Genomic DNA, 19,898 nt, shown 5'->3' with positions numbered 1-19,898 from the left:
TCAAGAGTGCATCAAATGCGTATTGCTTATTTCACCAGTATCTATCCAAGAGCCACCGATACTTTTATTCAAAGGGAAGTAGCGGGATTGCGCCAATTGGGGCATCAAGTCTTTACCATTTCGACTAACGAACCGGGCAGTGAGCATTTAATCAGCCCAGAGGTAAAAAAAATCTTTGATGAAACAGATTACCTATTACCATTTAATCCGCTTTTGCTCGCCTGGTTAAATATTCAGGGATTATTATTTAATACCAGACGCTATTTACATGCCTGGAAAATTGCGCTGAAAAGCGCCAGACCTGGTATTAAAGGATTTTTGTATCAGCTTTTTTATTTTCAGGAATCCCTGCTTTTGGTACAGCTATTAAAAAAACATCAAATTGAGCATGTACATAATCATTTTGGTGATAGCAGTGGCACGATTACCATGCTGGCATCTTTGCAATCGGGGGTAGGGTACAGTATCACCATACATGGCCCCCATATTTTCTTTGAACCATTAGTGTGGGCGCTTGACTTAAAACTTAAGTACTCTAAGTTTGTGGCATGCATTAGCCACTATTGCCAAAGCCAGATTATGCTGTTTTCAGACGCCGCTGACTGGCATAAATTAAAAATTGTGCATTGCGGGATTGATTTTAACCATTATCAAACGGTGCAATCTCAATCTGCACCAACTGCTGTTCAAGGCCAGCCTACAAAGCTCATTTATGTGGGCCGATTGGCCCCTGAAAAAGGGGTGGGCGTAATGATTAATAGCCTGATTAAACTGAAGCAAGAAGGTACAACTTTTGAATTAACATTGATTGGCGATGGCCCAGAAAGAGTTCACCTGGAACAGCTGGTGGCTAAGAATGATTTAAAAGAAAATATTTTGTTTCATGGCTACGCGAACCAACATACTGTGAGAGCCAAACTATTGGAAAGTGATATTTTCGTCTTACCCAGTTTTGCAGAAGGCGTTCCTGTGTCATTTATGGAGGCCATGGCTTCTGGTATTCCGGTAGTGGGTACTAATGTTGGCGGAGTGAGTGAGTTGATTGAACACGGTGTCACCGGACTGATTGTCCCGCCCGCAGATGAAGACGCTTTAAAGAATGCCATATCACGCTATATCAAAGATCCAGATTTACGTGTGCGTATAAGTCAGGCAGCCAGAATATATGTTGAAAACGAATTCAATCTGGACAAAGAGCTTTCCAAGCTTTCCAGTTACATTTCTGAGGCTAACTAACAGTATTGGATAATATTATGGTGAAAAGTTTTAAACTAATCTCTGCCACATTAATATCTTTATGTATTGGTTGCAGCAATGAAGTGAGCTACGGTGCTCAAGACCAAACTTATTTAACCCCTTTTGCTAAAAACTCTTTGTGGAACAGTAAACCGTTGAATCCGGTATTTAGTGACTTCGTGATTCCGACTTCTGACTACTTCCCATCCATCCACAATGGCCAATATTCTACGGGTTGTTTCTATGCAACTGCCTCAGATCAGCCTATGAAAATTAAGGGTACAAAGGGACAAAAAGGGGTCTTTGATGCTGATGCAGAAACCTTTCATGAGGAGCTAATACTTCCTCATTGGCCTGCTGACTTAATTCCAGCGAGCGGGGGTGATGGGCACGCGGATATTTTTGATGTAGCAACTGGCATAATCCACTCTTTCTGGCAGTTGAAAAAGGTAGATGGTGAATGGAGAGCCACGCATTATGGATGGATGCCGATGAAAGGCTCAGGTTGGGCAGATGCGGCACATTACCATCAAGGCGCTCGTGCGACAGGCGTTCCTGCCTGTGCAGGCATCATTCGCAAACATGAAATTAGTGATGGCGAGCCACTCTATCATCATGCGCTAGCCATTTCTTTGACACATAACTCACTATCAGCAAATCCGCCTTATATTTTTCCTGCGACAATTTCTGATCGTTTTGTGGATAAAAACAAGGGACCGATTTCTGAAGGATCGCTCATCATGTTGCCTGCAGATTTCGATATTAATGTATTCAAGACGCCAGAAATCAAGAAGATTGCCAAAACATTACAAGTGCACGGAGCCTATGTTGTAGATGAAAACTATGGGACACCTTACGTAATTTATGTAGAACGAGGCGGTTCACTAGATATACACAAGGGGCTTTGGAACAATGCCGCAGCTGAGGAGTTACAATTACTCCGCAAACAATTACGCAAGGTAACATCAGTCTCCGGTTACCTTGATGCTGAAGGAAACAACTTCCAACCCAATGCAAATGTAAATGTTTTATCTATGAGAGGACCATGGTACCTAGAGTCCGGGCAGGCACTAGGAAAATATGACTCTTATAATCAATCCATTGTTTTTTCCGGAAGCGGCCGTAAAACAGTACAATCCAATGAATCTGGTCGCTCAATGCACACGGTTTTGTGGGCTAAGCCTAAAAAAGGTGAGCGCTATAAACTATCCGTCACGGCGACTGGTGGTGCACAGTTAAACTTAAAAGTACTTGATGGTGCTACGCGAAAATTAGTCTATGAAACTGGCAATGTGCCAGATGGACAGTCAGTCACTTTTGAATGGCCAGTAGATAGTTTCGTACCAAAATTAGTATTAACGAGTGGTGTCGATAACCAATCAAGCATTTCTGCTACTTTATTAAAAGATCAGTAATTATTTCGTAAAAGCATAGGGATAAGAAGAGAATGGAAAGTATTTTAAGTGGGCTTTACTGGATAGTTTTTATCATCCTGGCTATTCCTGTCATAGTATTTTCCATTCAAATTCTGTTTGCAGTTTTGCCCGGCTTTAAGTTAAGAAAAATTGAAAACTCCTTGGCGAGCGTTGCGGTACTTATCCCAGCGCACAACGAAGCTAAAGGCATACAGGAAACTTTACGCTCTATTCAAGCACAAGCGACTGAGCATACCCGTATAGTCGTTATTGCAGACAATTGTGTAGATAATACTGCTGAGTTAGCGCGAGCAATGGGGGTGGAGGCGATTGAACGGCAAAATAAAGACCTTCGTGGTAAGGGGTATGCGCTAGATTATGGCATTCAATTTTTAAAGCAAAATCCGCCCGAAATTCTGGTTATTTTTGATGCAGATTGCCAGATTTCCAAAGACTGTATTTCCGCACTTGCTCAGGCAGTCACGTTGCATCAGCGGGCGGTACAAGGGTTATACCTTATTCAATCTCCGGCAGAAGCCAAAGTGCCTACCCGATTGTCCGAATTTGCTTATGTTGTAAAAAGTTGGACGCGCGCGCTTGGATTCTATCGCTTAAGAATGCCGATGCTGCTTATGGGCTCTGGTATGGCTTTTCCTTGGAAACAAATAGCTGATGCCAATTTAGCACATGGCAGTATTGTAGAAGATATGAAACTGGGTATTGACCTGACAAATCAGCAATTGGCGCCAAAGTTTTGCCCCGAGGCTTTTGTAAGTAGCTTGTTTCCAGAGCATAGTGAAGGAGAACAATCTCAACGTAAACGCTGGGAGCACGGGCATCTCGGGATGATTGCCCAAGAAGGGCTACCATTATTGTGGCGCGGACTTAAAACCTTTGACATTCAAATGATCGCTATGGCGCTTGATTTATGCGTCCCACCGCTCGCATTACTATTTTTGCTTGCATTCGTATTTGCAAGTATTTCAGCCTGCATTGCTCTAATCTCTGGGCAGCTTTTCCCATGGGGAGCGGGAGTATTGTTATTTGTGATTTTCAATAGTTTTGTTTTAATCGCCTGGATAAAACACGGCCGCAATATCTTATCGATGAAAGCATTACTAACATTTGCTCCTGTCTATGCTTTCCGTAAAATCAAGCTATATCTTGGTTTTTTTGTGAACAGGCAAGTGGAATGGGTAAAGTCCAGAAAAGACTAACTTGATAACGTATTAATCTGAAAGTAAGCAAAATGAGCTCGATTGCAAATAATAAAAATAAAATTGATGAGTTAGAGAGTATTCGCGGTATAGCTGCTTTAATCGTAGTGATGTACCACATTCCAGGCTGGAATAGTTTTCTGCATCAGATCCCGTTAATTAGAGGTGGCGGGATCATGGTCGACTTGTTTTTTGTTTTGTCGGGCTTTGTAATTTACTCAGCTTATGGCAATAAGCTGAACTCTGCAAAAGAGGTTCTACAGTTTCAATTCCTGCGATTTGGCCGTTTATATCCGGTACATCTAACTTTTCTACTTGTTGCATTAGGGATTGAAACCCTCAAATATATTTTGCAAGCCTACTTTGGTATTGAAAGCCATAGTAAAGCACCGTTTGTACAAAATAATTTAGCTGCTTTTTTAAGAGAGCTTTTTCTAGTAAAAGCTTTCTGGCCTAATGAAACCGCTATGTCCTTTAATAGCCCAGCATGGTCAATTAGCGCGGAGTTCTATACGTATGTTATTTTTGCACTCATCATCCACTGGTTCAGAGAGTTTAAAACGCTAGTTTTTGCGTCGATTGCAATTGTCAGCATTTATGTTTTGTATGCATTTGATCCGGAACATTACAATTTCATGCTGAGATGCTTAGCTGGTTTTTTTGTTGGATGCTTAACTGCCTACGGTATACAAAAAGTAAAAAAATATCCTCATGATGGGGTATATAAGTTAAGTATATGGCTTATTCCTCTCTCAATATTCTGGATCATTATTATTGCGTCCACAGCGCAAGGATATACTGGTACAGCGCTCTTCATATATCCAGTCAGTGCATTATTGATTGCGGCTATCACCCTCAGCCCTGCAAATGTCTTTAAAAGGATTCTTTCACATGCATGGCTTGTATGGCTAGGAACCATTTCTTATTCACTATATATGGCTCATGGCGCGGTACTTTGGTGCTATCAGCAAGTTATCCGAATATTATTTCACCGACCAGAATTGATGATCCATGGGATATCAACACCACAATTCTCTGCCCTGGAAGCAGCAGGGTTAATTACTCTATTTTTGTTGATAGCATTTATAGTTTCGCATATTACTTATTTATTAATAGAGAAACCTTTTAGAGAAAAGTCTCGAGCATTGCTTCGCTCCTCATGATACTTATCAAATGTTTAAAGGCACTTAGGTGCCTTTTTTTATTTCTAATTTAAAAATAATTACTACATCAATAGCAATTAATCTTTTATCATGTAAATATTAGTTAATAAAATATAACAAATAAATAATTTCATGAGATTGCTAAAAGGAGTTCCAAGATGAAGTATCGCAAAGCCAAATTAGCTAGCCAATTAATCATAGTTAATTTTCTGTTCGCTACAAACGCTTTTTCAGTAGATTATGGTACATATGAGCGTCCGTTTGCATTAGACTCATTTTGGAATAGTCGGCCAGTTTCACCAGTTTTTTCAAACTATGTGATTCCCAATTCTCTTTATAACCCAACTGCTTACACGCCAGCATATTCCGCCTCTTGCTTTCTTACAGATGCAAGTCACTCATCCGTAACGCTCAAGGTTGGTCCAGGTTATGGTGGTGTGCATGATAGAGATGCAGAGGTGCTGACATCAGAAATTACAATTCCTCATTGGCCTGAGGATGTTTTACCAGCATCAGGGGCTGATGCCCATGCAGATGTATTTGATGTTGAGAACAAAATCATTCACTCATTTTATCGATTGAAAAAAGTAAATGGTGAATGGACGACATTGCTATATGCTTGGACTCCCCTTGATGGTCGTGGATGGGGTGATCCAGCACATTTCTATCATGGTGGGCGAGCAACGGGTATCGCGGCCTGCGCAGGCATGATTCGAAAGCATGAAGTAGATGATGGTGATAGCATGTTTAGACATGCCTTAGCAATATCGCTCACAGATAATGCTTTATCTAAAGATTACGTTTTCCCCTCTACCTCTACTGATAACAACACAGGTAACTACACAGGCTCAATTCCAGAAGGTACATTATTGATGTTGCCTCCTAGTTTTAATACAGCATCAATTCAAACACCATTGATTAAGAAAATTGCAAATACGCTTAAAACTTATGGCGCATATGTTGTTGATAGAAATTACGGTACACCATTTGTTATTTACTCGGAGATCGGTGCAAATACATGGACGACTACAAATTTATCTTATGCTGAGTTTAGAGGACTGCATTCAGCGTTAAGAGCGGTTACTTCAGTGCAAGGTTGGGTCGATGGTAATGGTGTTAGCTATCAAGCGAACAAGAATCTAAATATATTATCTATGAGGGGGCCATGGGTGAGGGGGTACAATTATTTGCCAGACAGTGAAAAGTGCGAAACCTCATGTAATGTACTTGGTAAATTTAATTCGTATAAGCAAGTATTAGAATTCGACGCTACAGAAGAGCCGATTGTGCAGGCTAACTCCTCAGGACGCTCTGTGAGTACGATTGACTGGGCTAAACCTAAGAAAGGCATTAAGTATCAACTTAAAGCAAAAACCACTGGTGGTGCTAAATTAAGATTTGTTATTCGCAATCCACAAAAAAACGATTATGTGATTTATGACTCCTATAATTTAGAGAATGACCAGGCAGTTACATTTACCTGGCCTCTGGATGATTACGATATTACAGTGGTTGCAACCAGCGGCATAGAAGGGCCATCTAGTGTAACAGGGGACTTAATCAAACTTGAATAAACCTTCTGAGGCTACTTAATACTTAATCTTTTGGCTAAGCTTGATGACTGGTTTTTCAATATACATATACATTAAAAACGCGGAAATCAAGCAAGTCAAAGTACATACTATCGCAACGATCAGATCTGTGACAACTCCTGTATCTAGCGTTTTTCTGATAAGCCGAGCAACAATACCAAGCAGATTATTATGTATTAAATATAAACTGTAAGAAATTAAGCCTAGAGTCTGTAATGGCTTAAAGTTTAACCAGCTATCCATTTTGTTTTTATATAATGCCAGATGTAGAATCAAAGCCGTTAAACCTGCAGTAACTGCGAATGCATCCATTTTGATATATCCAATGGCTATGGTTGCTACATAAAATAGCATCAAATATTTTTCAAAATAAAACCTGTTATAACGGGTTATTGACCAGCCAACGACCGCACCTGCGCTAAACGCATACCAATAGTTGATAAAGACGAGATGGTGACTTGCATAAGTTTGCAGGGGAGTTAGCTCAGATACCAGCCCCAGCCATAATAGGCCTGGCATGGTGAAGAATATCAATACAAGAAAATGATTAAGGCTGTCTTGGCTGAAGCGAGAGGCCAAATAAATCACTAGGCTAAATACCAAATAAAACTGAATTTCATAGCACAGTGTCCAGTACACAACATTGATTTGTTTGATACCTAAAAACCCTTGCATGTAAAACACATGGGCAACAATAGCTTTCATATCTGGAAGTGAAATGGTTGGCTCTACAAAGCGGGTCTTAACGTATAAAAGTATCAGGGTAACTATAATCCCAAAATAGTAGGGTGGGGAAAGTCTTATGAATCTTCTAAGCATGAATTTGACTGATTGCAAAACACCCATAATTTTTTTGTTGGTAGTCACAGCCATGACAAAGCCACTTAATACAAAAAATATGGGAACCCCGAGATTACCGTATTCAAAAATAATGGCAGATAATGAATGTCCAAGAAACAGGCTTAGTTGGGTCACATGATCACCATGAAATAAATGGTAAAAGACTACCCAGAGTGCCGCCAACCCTCGTAGACCATCTGCAAAAGCATACCTGTTATTTGTCTCTGTTTTCATATGATCTATGTTGCTAATACTTAATATCGTTATACCAGGAGATAGACTCCTGAAGGCTTTGTGCATAACTCATGTAAGTAAAATCATATTCGTTGCTAAACTTCTCAGCATTCAGAAAAATATGCTGCTCAAAAAGTCTGGATAGGCTAGGTGGAAGCGGTTCTGGTAACCAAGAAGCATCCCGCCTTGCTTTACGGCACAAAATTTGTGCAATTTTAATCGCTGGGCTCAGTATTTTTGAGTCCAGCTTGAGTTGCAGTCGACTGATACGTTTAATCGGCGTCGCGTCAATACCATTAGCCAGATCAAACAAATATTGATTCCATCGCGGGCTATCAGGGGCTGCCAGGTTGTAAAACAACGCCTCCCCCGCTTTTTTAGATATCTTCAAACCTACATGAATGGCACGCACGACATCATCCACATGCACTAGGTTACTCCAACCATCGCCAGCATCACCTAAATCCCCAAGCCTATATGTTCTTAACAAGTTTGCAGGGCGGCTTACCCATAGGTGGCTACCAGGCCCATGTACGCATCCAGGTCTAAATGAAATAACTTGCCCGCCAGCCGCCGCATATTTTTGCATATAAGTCTCAGCTTCACATTTTGCAGCAGCGTACCAGCCGTAAGTTGGATCAAATGCGTGAGATTCAGTAATATTCCCCTCATGACCGCCATAGACAGACATCGTACTCAAGTGGATGATCTTTGGTTTACCTGCAACGATCGCAGCTTGTACCAAGATATCAGCCCCTTTACCAATTGAGTGTTTATCACCAGCAACACAATTGACCACGGCATCAACGCCTTTGAGGTAATGAGTCAATGCCTCCAGGTTTAAACTATCAAGCGTGATACGCCCTGGAATGTTCGTATTTAAACGCCCTCTGGATGCGGCTATTGTTTCGTAACCTTGCCGATTGAGATGCGTAACTAAGCGACTACCAACGTGACCGGTCGCACCAAGAATCAATACTTTCATTTACATTACCTCAAATAACCACGTGCTTTGATTGACAGGGCGCCTGCATTTTTTGCGCGAGATGATCTGCCAGCCGCAGGCTAAGTGCAGCAATTGTAAGTGTTGGGTTGGCCTGGCCACTGGTCGGGAAAACTGCTGAACTGGCGATATAAAGATTATCTACATGATGCACCTTACAGTTAGCATCCACCACTGAAGTTTCTGGATCTTTGCCCATTCTGGCAGTGCCAATATGATGACCGCCGTAGGCACCGAATCGAGTCAAATCTTCTTCCAATTTTGAGGCATCGAATTCAAAGTTACCGACGCCACTTTTCCTGAATTCCTCAACAAATACATCCAATGAGCGACGTACAGACTCAATATCAGCAGGTAAATATCGCCAATCAACCTTCACGCGCGGCATTCCAAGTGCGTCGCATTCATCAATTAAAGTGATGCGACTATCAGGGTTTGGGTACTGCTCACTATGAATTTCTAAAGTGAACTGGTTACTTTTATTACTTAGAATGACAGAGGGGAATTTGCGCTTTGCTAATGTCCGCTTAGTCAGCCAGTGATACAGAAACCTAAATGTATCAATGGGATCTAAAATGATATTAGAAAAATGCTTTAAGTATGTACTCAAAGATGCCTGGCCATCTTTGAGACGCTTTCCATATTCGTAACTAATAAAATTTTTAGCTAGGAACAGTCCTGATAAAACACCAACCTTATGTGAGGGGTCAACGATTTTGGGGAAGTGCAACCTGGCAACCATGTTGCCTGCTTTTATTTTTTGTTGAGTTTCCTCGGTAAGAGAAAGCCGTCGTCGACAATAAATACCTTCAGCAGAGACCTCATAGCCATGCCTCACATTTGATGTAGGCCCTAAAATAGTTAGTTTGCCTAGATTGCCTGCAATATGGCACTGATAATAGCGCCCCACCAGATCTTGCTGGTTACCTATGCCAGTTTTGCAAATATCATTTGATGCTAATAGCAGTCGAGCAACCTCAATGCCTCCTGTTGCTACTACTATTTGTTTGGCTTTAACTGCCATTTTTTTACCATCCAGACTAGCGACATCCAGATGATCAACGTGGTCGGCAGTAGTATTGAGTCTAATGCCAGTACAGTTTGCCCCCAAGATTACTTGAATATCATCTGCCAGTGACAATCGTTGACGATAGCGACTACCGACGTTGGTTGGACATGAAAATCGCTCCATGTTATTGGTCATTAAGATATCACTGGCGAAGCCTTGAAACATAGGCTTGTTTATGCCAAATACTGTGTCTGCATCGTAAGCATACTCACCGGCCTCAAGTAATCTATTGGCAACAGGAAAGTAGGGCGCCAAATCGGCATGGGTGATAGGCCAGCCACTTTGCGGGATGTAATCACGTTGCTTAAAATCAATAGGGTCAAATGGCATGCAACGCCCGCCCCAAATAGCGGTGGAACCTCCGAAGCGTCGATGTCGGTATTTATCAGGCGGGCTGTGTAGCTTTTCATCAGCCAATTCACCGGCATATAGTTTCTGCGTTTTTTTAGAAAATACTTCTGTACCAGATTCTAGTAAAATAATCTTGAGCCCACGGCCAGCAAGTGAAAGTGCTACAGCTAGCCCAGCAGCACCAGAACCTATAATGCAAACATCAGCTTCAAGCTGTGTATCGGAGGGAATTTCGGAGATGTTTTTTATCATTGCTGTATAACCAATCTAGCTGAACATCTGCAGAGTACAAAGCAGACTAACTAGCACAAGCATACAACATAATGCGGCATTTTTTCCACCCCGCAGTTTTTTAACGAAAAATACATTTTATCGTGCTATTTTAAATGATAGTCTTCTGACGAAACTGAATATTTTCTGGTGTAGAATCGCAAAAATACACTTTAAAACTATTAAATAATGCCAATGGGGTGGTGGCCGAATGCCATCTAACACTGACCAACTGCCCGAAAGTAATTCATGACTCATTCTCATCGTGAGGCAGAAACCTCAACTGATTTAATTAATATCGCTGGCGTTTCAATTCTAAGCACGACCTCAGAGCATTTACTTAAAATATTGCAGCAGCGTCGACAGCAATCAAAAAAAACGATATTACTATTTGCTAATAGCAACTTCATTGTCAACTGTCGTGCGCTATTTCAGGCATCAACCCCTGATATTGAAAATGTATTAATTGCCAATGACGGTATTGCCTTAAATATAGCGTCCAAACTCGTACATGGAAAAACATTTAGCGATAATTTAAATGGTACGGACTTTTCGCCTTTTTTCTTATCACATCATCCTGAACAGTTAAATATTTTCCTGCTTGGCGCCAAACCAGAAGTAGTTTTGAAAGCAAAAGAATATATTGCTTTACGTTTTCCACGGCACCAAGTTGTAGGTGTGAGAGACGGCTATTTTGACCATCAAGACAATGATGAAATTGTGGGCACGATTAATACCGCAGGTACAGATATTCTACTTGTTGCGATGGGTAATCCAATGCAAGAGAAGTGGATTTTGACAAATCAGAGCCAACTCAATGCTTCTTACATTTTCGGCGTTGGCGCACTCTTCGATTTTTGGTCAGGCAATAAGATTCGCGCACCCATCGTAATACAAAAGCTACGCTTGGAGTGGCTATTCAGGTTGTGCCAGGAGCCCAAAAGACTATTGAAAAGATATTCAGTAGATATCATCCAATTTTTATATATTGCATTCAAAGAAAGCAAGTAAAAACACTCTAGGCTAACTTGAGATTTTTTAAACAGTTTATTAAATAGCAGCATCTGAAAGGATTCAACAATGCGAGTTCTAGTAGTAGGTGGGGCAGGTTATATTGGCTCACATATGGTCAAAATGTTGCTGGGCGCCGGCCACGAGGTGATCACACTGGATAATTTGTCCAGTGGTCACCGCGATGCGGTGCTAGGTGGCACCTTTGTTGAGGGTGATTTGGCAGACCCAGCATGCCTGGCCCAAGTATTTAAGCAGCATCAGCCAGAGGCGGTTATGCATTTTGCCTCTTATATCCAGGTAGGTGAGTCCGTGCGCAAGCCAGATATCTACTACCGTAACAATGTGACCAATACGCTGAACCTGCTAGATGCCATGTTACAATTTGAAGTGAAGAAATTCATTTTCTCATCGACTGCGGCAGTATTTGGCGAGCCAGATTACGTGCCTATTGATGAAGCACATCCTAATCGCCCATTGAATCCTTATGGGCGGTCAAAGTGGATGATAGAACAAGTGCTGGCCGACTATGAGAAAGCATTTGATCTGCGCTCGGTATGCTTGCGTTACTTTAATGCGGCTGGGGCCGACCCTGAGGGGCAATTGGGGGAGCGTCATGATCCGGAAACCCACTTGATTCCTTTAATTCTGCAGGCAGCTTCCGGTCGGCGCGAAAATATCCAGGTATTTGGCCGTGATTACGACACCCCCGATGGTACCTGCATTCGCGACTATATCCATATTGTGGATTTATGCGCTGCGCACTTGGCAGCATTGGAATACTTAAATAAAGGCGGTGCTAGCGACCGCTTTAATCTGGGAAATGGTTCAGGTTTTTCGGTGCAAGAAGTAATTGATGCCGTGCAGAAGGTATCAGGCAAACAGGTCACGGTGATTAACGGCCCAAGACGTGAAGGGGATCCAGCCAGACTGGTGGCTGATGCCAAGCGTGCCAGAAGCATATTGGCGTGGCAACCGACCTATACTGCGCTGGACACCATTGTGACGCATGCATGGCAATGGGAGCAAAAACAATAGTCCAGTAACTTTCATTCTTGGATGTTTAAACATCCAAGAATGAATGCCTACCCCTGTAAAGCATTCATGATGCTGTCATATTTCTGACAAATTTCTTTACTACTTTCCCCAAGACGCGAGTAAAATAGACGCATTGAAATGGTGCATTACAAACATTTCGTTCTGAAAAGTGGTGCAATTCATGCATCCATCCTAGTTGGCTTATTGTTACAAGCGTAAAAATACTAATAAAATCAGCCTGTTAAACGATTTCACTTGCGCTGGTCTGCTTTTTGCTTAGAAATAACCAAAAAAAAGATAAACAACAAATAAATAAAAATGAAGTAATTGGCCAATATGGGCTATATAAAATAGCCGTATTAAATAATAAGATGGCTAATAATTAACTGTACTGAGGAGAATTACCATGTTCATGCATTGGCTGAAAAAATTATCAATTGTCACCGCGGCAATGATTGCCTTCACTGGTTATGCGCAAGCGACCAATGTGACTTTGAGTTATGGCACCACAGATCTGCTAGGTGTTGTTAACCGCGATGCAGGTGTGATTGGCGGCTTCACATTTAATGATGTGTTTGATCTTGACCTTCAAGTACCAGCCTCACTTTCTTACTTTATTACTGAAATGCCTGACGCTGCCTACAATATCGTAGATAGCACTTTTACTTATGGCCTGTACGATATTGACAACAACTTGTTAACAACGCCATCGATCCTGACGCCAGGTGCTTACCAATTACGTGTCTCTGGCACGGCTGATGGTTTTAGCGGCGGACAATATTTCTTGAGCTTTAATGTGACTACCCCAGTACCTGAGCCAGATCTGGGCTTGTTAATGCTGGTTGGCCTGACCATGATGGGTCTGGTGTCTTTGCGTAAATCACATTCTGCTTAATTAAAAGTTTTCTTGTTTTTTTAATTGAGGAGTAGGTATGAAAGTATCTAATGTATTGGGATCTATGGCATTAATCTCTGCCATCAGTTTCTCACATCAGGCGTTTGCGACCACAAACGTGACTGATCTGGCTGACTTGAATGCAGGTCCAGTGGTTGATCAGTCTTTGTTACAGGTTGGTGCCTTTTGGTTGCCAGACCTATACACCTTTGACTTGAGCTCCGACTCTACGGTCACTGTAGACTTTAAAGCGTTGCTGGGTATCGGTGTTGGCTCTACTTTCAGCCTGTATAACTCTTCAAATACTTTAATCACATCCTACAATATTCCACTGTTAACCTTCGGTGCGACGACAACGTTTACGTTTATTGATCTTGCCGCTGGCAATGATTATGTGTTCAAGTTTAATCCAGGTGCGTTAAACGTTACCCTGTCAAATAAACTGACGTTTACTGCACACGAAACAGTGCCAGTGCCAGAACCAGAGTCTAATGCACTGATGCTGGTTGGTTTGGGTATCATTGGTTTGATTGCTCGCAGAAAATTTGCTTAATTTTTGCTTGTCATAAAAAAGCCGGTTTGCATTTGCAACCGGCTTTTTTGTTTTAATACATGTTTATTACTTGAGGTAGTCCTTTATTCTTTGGGCGGCGGCAATCGTTTCTTCAGTCGACGCCACCAGCGCCATACGAATAAAGCCTTTGCCGGGGTTGAGGCCATGCGCTTCACGCGCCAGAAAAGAGCCTGGCAACACCGTAATATTCAACTCCTGATACAACTGCCTGGCAACAACGGTGTCGTCTTTTTGTATGTTAATCCATAAATAAAATGCCGCATCTGGCAACTGCGTGTGTGGCCAGACTTGTTGCAGCAGTGGTGTGACCGTGCTGAACTTCTCGCTGTATAAAGCACGGTTATGAATCACATGTGCTTCGTCATTCCAGGCCACTACACTGGCAGCTTGCACTGCCGGGTTCATGGCGCAGCCGTGGTAGGTGCGATACAAGGCAAATTTCTCAACAATATCTGCATCGCCTGCGACAAAGCCAGAACGCATGCCAGGCACATTCGAGCGTTTGGAGAGTGAGCTGAACATGACGACACGGCTAAAGTCGCGACCTAGCTGATGTGCTGCCTGCAATGCGCCAACCGGTGGATTATTCTCATCAAAATAGATCTCTGAATAACACTCATCTGACGCAATCACAAAACCGTATTGGTCGGACAGCTCAAACAGGGTTTTCCAGGCCTGAATATCCATGACCTTGCCCGATGGGTTACCTGGGCTGCATACAAACACCAATTGGGTACGCTTGAGGATATCGACCGGTACTTGTGTCAGGTCCATCACAAAGTCATTGTCTGGCGTGGTGTTGATAAAGTAGGGCTGCGCACCGGCTAAAAAGGCCGCACCTTCATAAATCTGGTAAAACGGGTTGGGTGAAATCACTACTGGCTGTTGTGCAACGCTGGTATCAATGACTGCCTGCGCAAAGGCAAACAAGGCCTCGCGGCTGCCATTCACCGGCAAAATCGCTTTATCGATATTGAGGGCGGGAATGTTGTAGCGACGTTGCAGCCATTGATTAATCGCTTCACGCAAGGCCGGTACACCGATTGTGGTAGGATAGCTGGCCAATCCCCCCAGATTACTGGCGAGTGCGTCACTAATGATACTCGGCGTGGCGTGTTTAGGCTCGCCGATCGACAGGTTGACAGGACTAAACGCCGGGTTAGGCGTCAGGCCTTGAAACAGATCGCGCAAGCGTTGAAACGGATAGGGCTGAAGTAGGTTTAAATTTGGATTCATAGGTGTGTATTATAAGTGAGCCTGCCACATAAACAAAAAGCTTCCGGGCAAAAATATACGGCTTCAGCGGCCTTGATCTATGGCGCGTTATGCTGGGGCATTATCTGGTATCCCTACCGCCTGCTAAACGATATCGGCTTGTCTGGCGTGCAATCCAGTTTATTGAGTTATAGCCTGGCGTTGCTGATAGGTAGCATGCTGTTTTGGCGGCGATTCAACTGCATACTGCAAGTCCCTGCCTCGGCCTATTGGCTAAGCCTGATCGCGGGCTGGACCAACCTGGCTTATGTACTGGCGATTATTGATGGTGAAGTCATGCGCGTGATGCTGCTGTTCTACCTGTCGCCGCTATGGACCTTATTGCTGGCAAGAGTCTGGCTGCATGAGCCCTGGCATAAACCGCAACTACTGGCTATAGGACTATCTTTATTAGGCGCGGTCTTAATGCTTACCGACGGTCAATGGGCATGGCCGTGGCCACAATCCACCTCAGACTGGCTGGCACTCTCTGCCGGCATTGGCTTTTCTTTAACCAATGTCATGACCCGTTTTTCCACACATTTAACGATTGCAGCCAAAGGCATGCTGGTATGGCTGGGTGTCTTTGGCTTGTCATTCGCGGTATTACTTTGGCAATCTGGCATCGCTGGCATGGCGTTTATCACGGCATCAACCTTCACCTCCTATGTGACCATCACTTTCTTGGTGATTGCCTTATTGCTGGTTTCAGCGACTTTGCTGGTGCAATATGGCGTGACCAAAATACCCGCTATCCAGGCGTCAGTGTTGTTTATGTCCGAGTTGATTGTGGCCGCGATTGCCGCTTATTTTCTGGCGCAGGAAACCATGTCGGTGATGGAAATGATAGGCGGCTGTTGCATTATTGCCGCAGGCATCTTGTCGGTCAGCGTTGGCGAGTCTGACTAAGCGCGAGACAGCAATTGCCGATAAGCCTGCTCCAATTGCAGGCAGAATGTGTGCGGCTCAAACAGCACACCGGCCTGGCTTTTCACTTTGGACTTGAGCAATGCCAGTGCGCTTGCATCATGCGCTAAAGTGATAGCGCGCTGTTCAAGCGCCGTCCAATCGGCGCAGATGCATTCATCCAGCCCGATATGCTTGAGTAAACTGGCACTGACCCGTGCCGGGAAGGTATCACCAGCCACCGTGAGCAGGGGAATCCCTTGCCATAAAGCATCACTGGCGGTGGTGTGCGCGTTATAGGGTGCCGTATCCAGCATCAGATCGGCATGCTGTTGCCTGGCAATATGTTGCGCAATGCTGGTGCGTGGCGCAAAAATCAATCGATCGGCGGCAATGCCAGCCACTTTTGCTTGCGCTTGCAGGTGCCGTGTTGCCCACTGGTTACATTGCAATAACCACAATACGCTGCCTGGCACTTGCTGCAAAATGCGCATCCAACTGGCAAACACATCCGGCGTGATTTTAAAACTCTGGTTCAGGCAACAAAACACAAACCCCTGCTCAGGCAGGCCATGCGCTTTGCGCGTGTCAGCCTCAGCCATGGGGCGTTGTGCATTGTTTGCCTGGTAGCATGGCAACACTACAGGCTGTTCGGCCACAACCACTTCATTTAATGTGCCATCCACAATCATGGCGTCAAACAGCGGCTGACCATTGACCATTCCCATACTACCGGGATAACCGAGCCAATTAATGTGGGTGCGGGCAGGGCCGTAGGCGGCAATGCCGCTACGGCTATTTTGCGTATAGCCGGTTAAATCTACCAGCACATCAATCCCCATGCGTTGCATATGTGCGGCGACTGCCACATCAGGCATGCTGGTGATGTCTATCCAGTGATTGCCGGCGGCAAACAAGGCTAGGCGTTCGCTTGAGTGATCGTCTTTGCTGTTGCTATATAAAAACACTTCGAATTGCTGATGGTCGTGCGCGGCAATCACGTCTGTGACCAAATACGCCAGGGGGTGACGACGAAAATCAGAAGAAAGGTAGGCAATTTTAATACGCTGCTGATTTTCTGGCTGGCTAGACTGTTGGGTGGCGGCTAACGGCTGTATATGGCCATAATGCAGTTGTGCCCAGTTGCTTGCACATGCCAGTTGCTCAGCCGCCGTGGTCCCTGGCATCGCCAAAAATGCAAATGGCGGGATCTGCGCCTGTGGGGATTGTGCTAACGCAGCGCGCACTTCGGCAATGGCGGCATCCAGACCTTGCCAGTCGGCCATATGCTGTTTTTGATGAATCCAGTGTACTTTGGCATGCAGTAGCTGCGGATCAAGTTTAATGGCCTGTGCATAGGCAGCCACGGCCAAGTCTAGCTGACCTTGCTCACGGTAAGCATTGCCCAGGTTGTTGTGGCACTCTGCGTCCCTAGGTGCCAGCGCCAGTGACTGCCGGTAATGTTGAATCGCCAGCGTATTCTCACCTAGTTTACGCAGGCTATTGGCCAGGTTGAAATGCACATCAGCCTGCTGTGTATCTTGCGCTAGCGATTGCCTGAAATAGTGGGCAGCGACCGCTTCATCCCCACGCAAACTGGCCGCATTGCCGAGTTGCATCAATATTTGCGGGTGATCGGGTGCCCATTGTAATGCCTGAAGAAAAGCCTGCTCAGCATCTTCAGCTTGCTTGAGTGCCAGGTAATGCCGCCCCAATTCATAATGCAACTCAGGGTCTTGCGGCGTGCGCGTTAACTGCTGTTTTAACTGTTGAATACTCGCACTCATGCTGACGTCTGCTCAGTAAAAGGATTTAGTAACGACTTCCAACCCAGCTGCTTAAACAAATGACGCTGCGGATGCAAACCGTGCCAGAAACTGTCTTCGGTCAATTGTGGCAATCTGGTACCAAAGTCGCTTAACAAGCGTCTGGCCAGCATGGCTGCACAATAAGGCGCGGTCATCAAACCTTTGCTGCCATGCGCAACATGCACATATAGGCCTTGTGGCGCGGGTAGCGCGGCGAAATCGTTGATCGGTGTACGTTGAGCATGAAACGTTGTTGTCGTCAGCACAGGCCCGACATAAGGCAAATAATCCGGGGAACCACACCTGGACGATGCGCGCGCAAAAGTCACTTCCGCGCTGCTTGCATGATCGAATTGCGGGCTCAACCTACTCACCATATCGAGGTTGCTCAGATTATCTTGTTCGCGAACCTCTGTACTACTATCACCTGGTGCAAAAGTAGCCCCCATGGCATGCTGGCCTTGAGAAAGTGGGGTCAGGTAACCGTCCCCGCATAAAATCACCTTGAGCGATTGCATAGACGCCTGCCCGGCAATCATACCCATCTGGCCACGCACCGGATTCAGCCACATGCCGCTTTCTGGCAATAAGCTGGCGGCTTCTGAGGCATTACAGACAATCACGGCATCAAAATAATCATTAATTGTTCCGGTGTGATCTGCTAGCTGCCAGCCTTGCTTTTGGGAGGTCAATTGGCAAATATCTTGCTGAAGATGCAACGTGATATTGGGATGGGCTATCATGCGTGCACATGCTGCGGTCGGATTTACCCAGGCGCCAGCTGCAAAATACAGGCACTCATGCGCCAGGTTAACACAGGCCTGTGCACTGGCCTGTGTTGCATCCAGCTGTTGTAGCATGCCTAAATGCGCATATCGGCTGGCCACTTTCTGTACCCGTTTATGCTCGCGAGGATTGCTGCCCAGTTGTAACAAACCACAGCTTTGAAAGCCATCCTCACCCAAATTCAGGCTGGCATAGTGACGCAGACTAAAACTGTAACTACGCCACGCCAATTGATCGTTTTGCGGTTTTTCAGCATTCAACCGTGGGTAGAGCATGCCCCTGGGATTGCCAGAGGCGCCACTGGCAAGTTGATCTGCACGTTCAAACACATGTACCTCGCAGCCTAAGCTGGCCAGATGCCAGGCGGTACTACAACCCGCAATACCGGCACCAATGATTGCCACTTTAGGCAACGAAGTAGAAGAGGGTAGCTGTTCGGATGCAGGCCATGCGCCGCATAACATTTCACGTTTTTTGCCAAACCCACGTGCTTTTTCAACCTGGAACCCAACCGTCTGCAAACCGCGCTTGACCAGCCCGGCGCTGGTAAACGTGGCAAATGTTGTCCCGGCATGCGCACATCTGGCCATACATTCAAATAGATAAGGCTGCCACATTTGTGGATTTTTGGCTGGCGCGAATCCATCCAGAAACCAGGCATCCGCCTGTAATTGCAGCTGCGGCAAAATCTGCTCGCTGTCCCCAATATACAAGGTCAAACTGGTAGAGAATGACGATAGCTCAAGCTGGTTAATCCCAGGTTGCAATAAATGATATTGTTGGCATAAAGCCTGGCTGATATCGGCCAGTTCAGGGAAATGTGCATGTGCCATCTGCAAGTCTTGCAAGGTAAACGGGGCGATTTCTATGCTGACAAAATGCAAGTGCGCGTTGGCTGGCGCAGTATCACGCCACAATTGCAGAGTAGCCAGAAAATTGAGGCCGCTGCCAAAACCGGTTTCAATAATCACAAAATGGCTGGGACAGTCAGTCGGCAGTTGCTGCCATCTTGCCTCTAACTGGTTGTGCTGCAGAAAGACATGGCGCGTTTCAGCCAGCCCATGCTGTGGATGATCAGGGTTGACTGAAAAATAAACATCATCGAATTGTGTAGAGTAGGGCAAGCCGTCGCGCCACTCTAAAACTGCATGCGTACTCATAGGCTGGCAAGTGTATCACGGCCGTCCCCGGGTGGCACCCGCTGAGCCTGATTGTGACAGGCTATTGTACATGTCG

At 44.8% G+C, this 19,898-nt stretch carries 16 protein-coding genes; 10 read left to right on the top strand and 6 right to left on the bottom strand.

Annotation, left to right across the window (positions count from 1 at the left end; all coding sequences use genetic code 11):
* Nucleotides 1-15 precede the first annotated feature (15 nt).
* The 5 genes from MET42_RS0108055 (at nt 16) to MET42_RS0108035 (ending at nt 6,605) form a co-directional block, all read left to right on the top strand.
* Nucleotides 16-1,236 carry a glycosyltransferase family 4 protein gene (locus tag MET42_RS0108055; protein WP_019882383.1) on the top strand — a complete coding sequence of 407 codons (1,221 nt, stop codon included), beginning with the start codon at nt 16-18 and terminating at the stop codon, nt 1,234-1,236.
* Nucleotides 1,237-1,253: 17 nt separating this feature from the next.
* A complete protein-coding gene (locus MET42_RS0108050; protein ID WP_019882382.1) occupies nt 1,254-2,651 on the top strand; it encodes a hypothetical protein in 1,398 nt (465 codons plus the stop codon).
* 32 nt (nt 2,652-2,683) lie between these two features.
* Nucleotides 2,684-3,868 carry a glycosyltransferase family 2 protein gene (locus tag MET42_RS0108045; protein WP_019882380.1) on the top strand — a complete coding sequence of 395 codons (1,185 nt, stop codon included), beginning with the start codon at nt 2,684-2,686 and terminating at the stop codon, nt 3,866-3,868.
* A 32-nt stretch (nt 3,869-3,900) separates the two neighbouring features.
* A complete protein-coding gene (locus tag MET42_RS0108040; protein ID WP_019882379.1) occupies nt 3,901-5,031 on the top strand; it encodes an acyltransferase in 1,131 nt (376 codons plus the stop codon).
* 158 nt (nt 5,032-5,189) lie between these two features.
* A complete protein-coding gene (locus MET42_RS0108035; protein ID WP_019882378.1) occupies nt 5,190-6,605 on the top strand; it encodes a hypothetical protein in 1,416 nt (471 codons plus the stop codon).
* A 15-nt stretch (nt 6,606-6,620) separates the two neighbouring features.
* Here the strand turns inward: MET42_RS0108035 and MET42_RS0108030 are convergent, their stop codons facing one another.
* From MET42_RS0108030 to MET42_RS0108020, 3 genes are read right to left on the bottom strand one after another with little or no spacing between them, the layout of a single operon-like run.
* On the bottom strand, nt 6,621-7,697 hold the full coding sequence (locus tag MET42_RS0108030; protein ID WP_019882377.1) for an acyltransferase: 1,077 nt from the start codon (nt 7,695-7,697) through the stop codon (nt 6,621-6,623).
* Nucleotides 7,698-7,710: 13 nt separating this feature from the next.
* The gene (locus tag MET42_RS0108025) at nt 7,711-8,682 is read right to left on the bottom strand and encodes an NAD(P)-dependent oxidoreductase (RefSeq protein WP_019882376.1); all 972 of its coding nucleotides are present in this window, start codon (nt 8,680-8,682) and stop codon (nt 7,711-7,713) included.
* 10 nt (nt 8,683-8,692) lie between these two features.
* Entirely contained in the window at nt 8,693-10,372 is a 1,680-nt protein-coding gene (locus MET42_RS0108020; protein WP_019882375.1) for an FAD-dependent oxidoreductase, read from the bottom strand.
* Nucleotides 10,373-10,639: 267 nt separating this feature from the next.
* Here MET42_RS0108020 and MET42_RS0108015 point away from each other — a divergent pair, with 267 nt between their 5' ends.
* The 4 genes from MET42_RS0108015 to MET42_RS0108000 all read left to right on the top strand — a co-directional run bounded on the left by MET42_RS0108015 (nt 10,640) and on the right by MET42_RS0108000 (nt 13,887).
* Nucleotides 10,640-11,401, top strand: coding sequence for a WecB/TagA/CpsF family glycosyltransferase (locus tag MET42_RS0108015; protein WP_019882374.1), 762 nt, complete (start codon nt 10,640-10,642; stop codon nt 11,399-11,401).
* Nucleotides 11,402-11,470: 69 nt separating this feature from the next.
* On the top strand, nt 11,471-12,439 hold the full coding sequence (galE, locus tag MET42_RS0108010; protein ID WP_024931227.1) for a UDP-glucose 4-epimerase GalE: 969 nt from the start codon (nt 11,471-11,473) through the stop codon (nt 12,437-12,439).
* 406 nt (nt 12,440-12,845) lie between these two features.
* Entirely contained in the window at nt 12,846-13,334 is a 489-nt protein-coding gene (locus MET42_RS0108005; protein WP_019882371.1) for a hypothetical protein, read from the top strand.
* 37 nt (nt 13,335-13,371) lie between these two features.
* Entirely contained in the window at nt 13,372-13,887 is a 516-nt protein-coding gene (locus MET42_RS0108000; RefSeq protein WP_019882370.1) for a PEP-CTERM sorting domain-containing protein, read from the top strand.
* A gap of 66 nt (nt 13,888-13,953) precedes the next feature.
* On the opposite strand, the gene dapC is transcribed toward MET42_RS0108000, so the two are convergent.
* On the bottom strand, nt 13,954-15,144 hold the full coding sequence (gene dapC, locus MET42_RS0107995) for a succinyldiaminopimelate transaminase (RefSeq protein ID WP_019882369.1): 1,191 nt from the start codon (nt 15,142-15,144) through the stop codon (nt 13,954-13,956).
* A gap of 15 nt (nt 15,145-15,159) precedes the next feature.
* Between dapC and MET42_RS0107990 the strand changes: the two genes are divergently transcribed.
* Nucleotides 15,160-16,071 carry a DMT family transporter gene (locus tag MET42_RS0107990; protein WP_019882368.1) on the top strand — a complete coding sequence of 304 codons (912 nt, stop codon included), beginning with the start codon at nt 15,160-15,162 and terminating at the stop codon, nt 16,069-16,071.
* On the opposite strand, the gene MET42_RS0107985 is transcribed toward MET42_RS0107990, so the two are convergent.
* Nucleotides 16,068-17,855 (bottom strand): tetratricopeptide repeat protein, encoded by a 1,788-nt coding sequence (locus MET42_RS0107985; RefSeq protein ID WP_019882367.1) that lies wholly within the window; start codon nt 17,853-17,855, stop codon nt 16,068-16,070. The genes MET42_RS0107990 and MET42_RS0107985 overlap by 4 nt on opposite strands.
* Entirely contained in the window at nt 17,852-19,822 is a 1,971-nt protein-coding gene (gene mnmC, locus MET42_RS0107980) for a bifunctional tRNA (5-methylaminomethyl-2-thiouridine)(34)-methyltransferase MnmD/FAD-dependent 5-carboxymethylaminomethyl-2-thiouridine(34) oxidoreductase MnmC (protein ID WP_019882366.1), read from the bottom strand. Before mnmC ends, MET42_RS0107985 begins: the two co-directional genes overlap by 4 nt.
* Nucleotides 19,823-19,898: the final 76 nt, after the last annotated feature.

The organism is Methylophilus sp. 42 (genome assembly GCF_000384155.1).
GTDB lineage: Bacteria > Pseudomonadota > Gammaproteobacteria > Burkholderiales > Methylophilaceae > Methylophilus.
The sequence above is the reverse complement of the archived record's forward strand: the minus strand, read 5'-3'. Positions and strand labels throughout refer to the sequence as shown.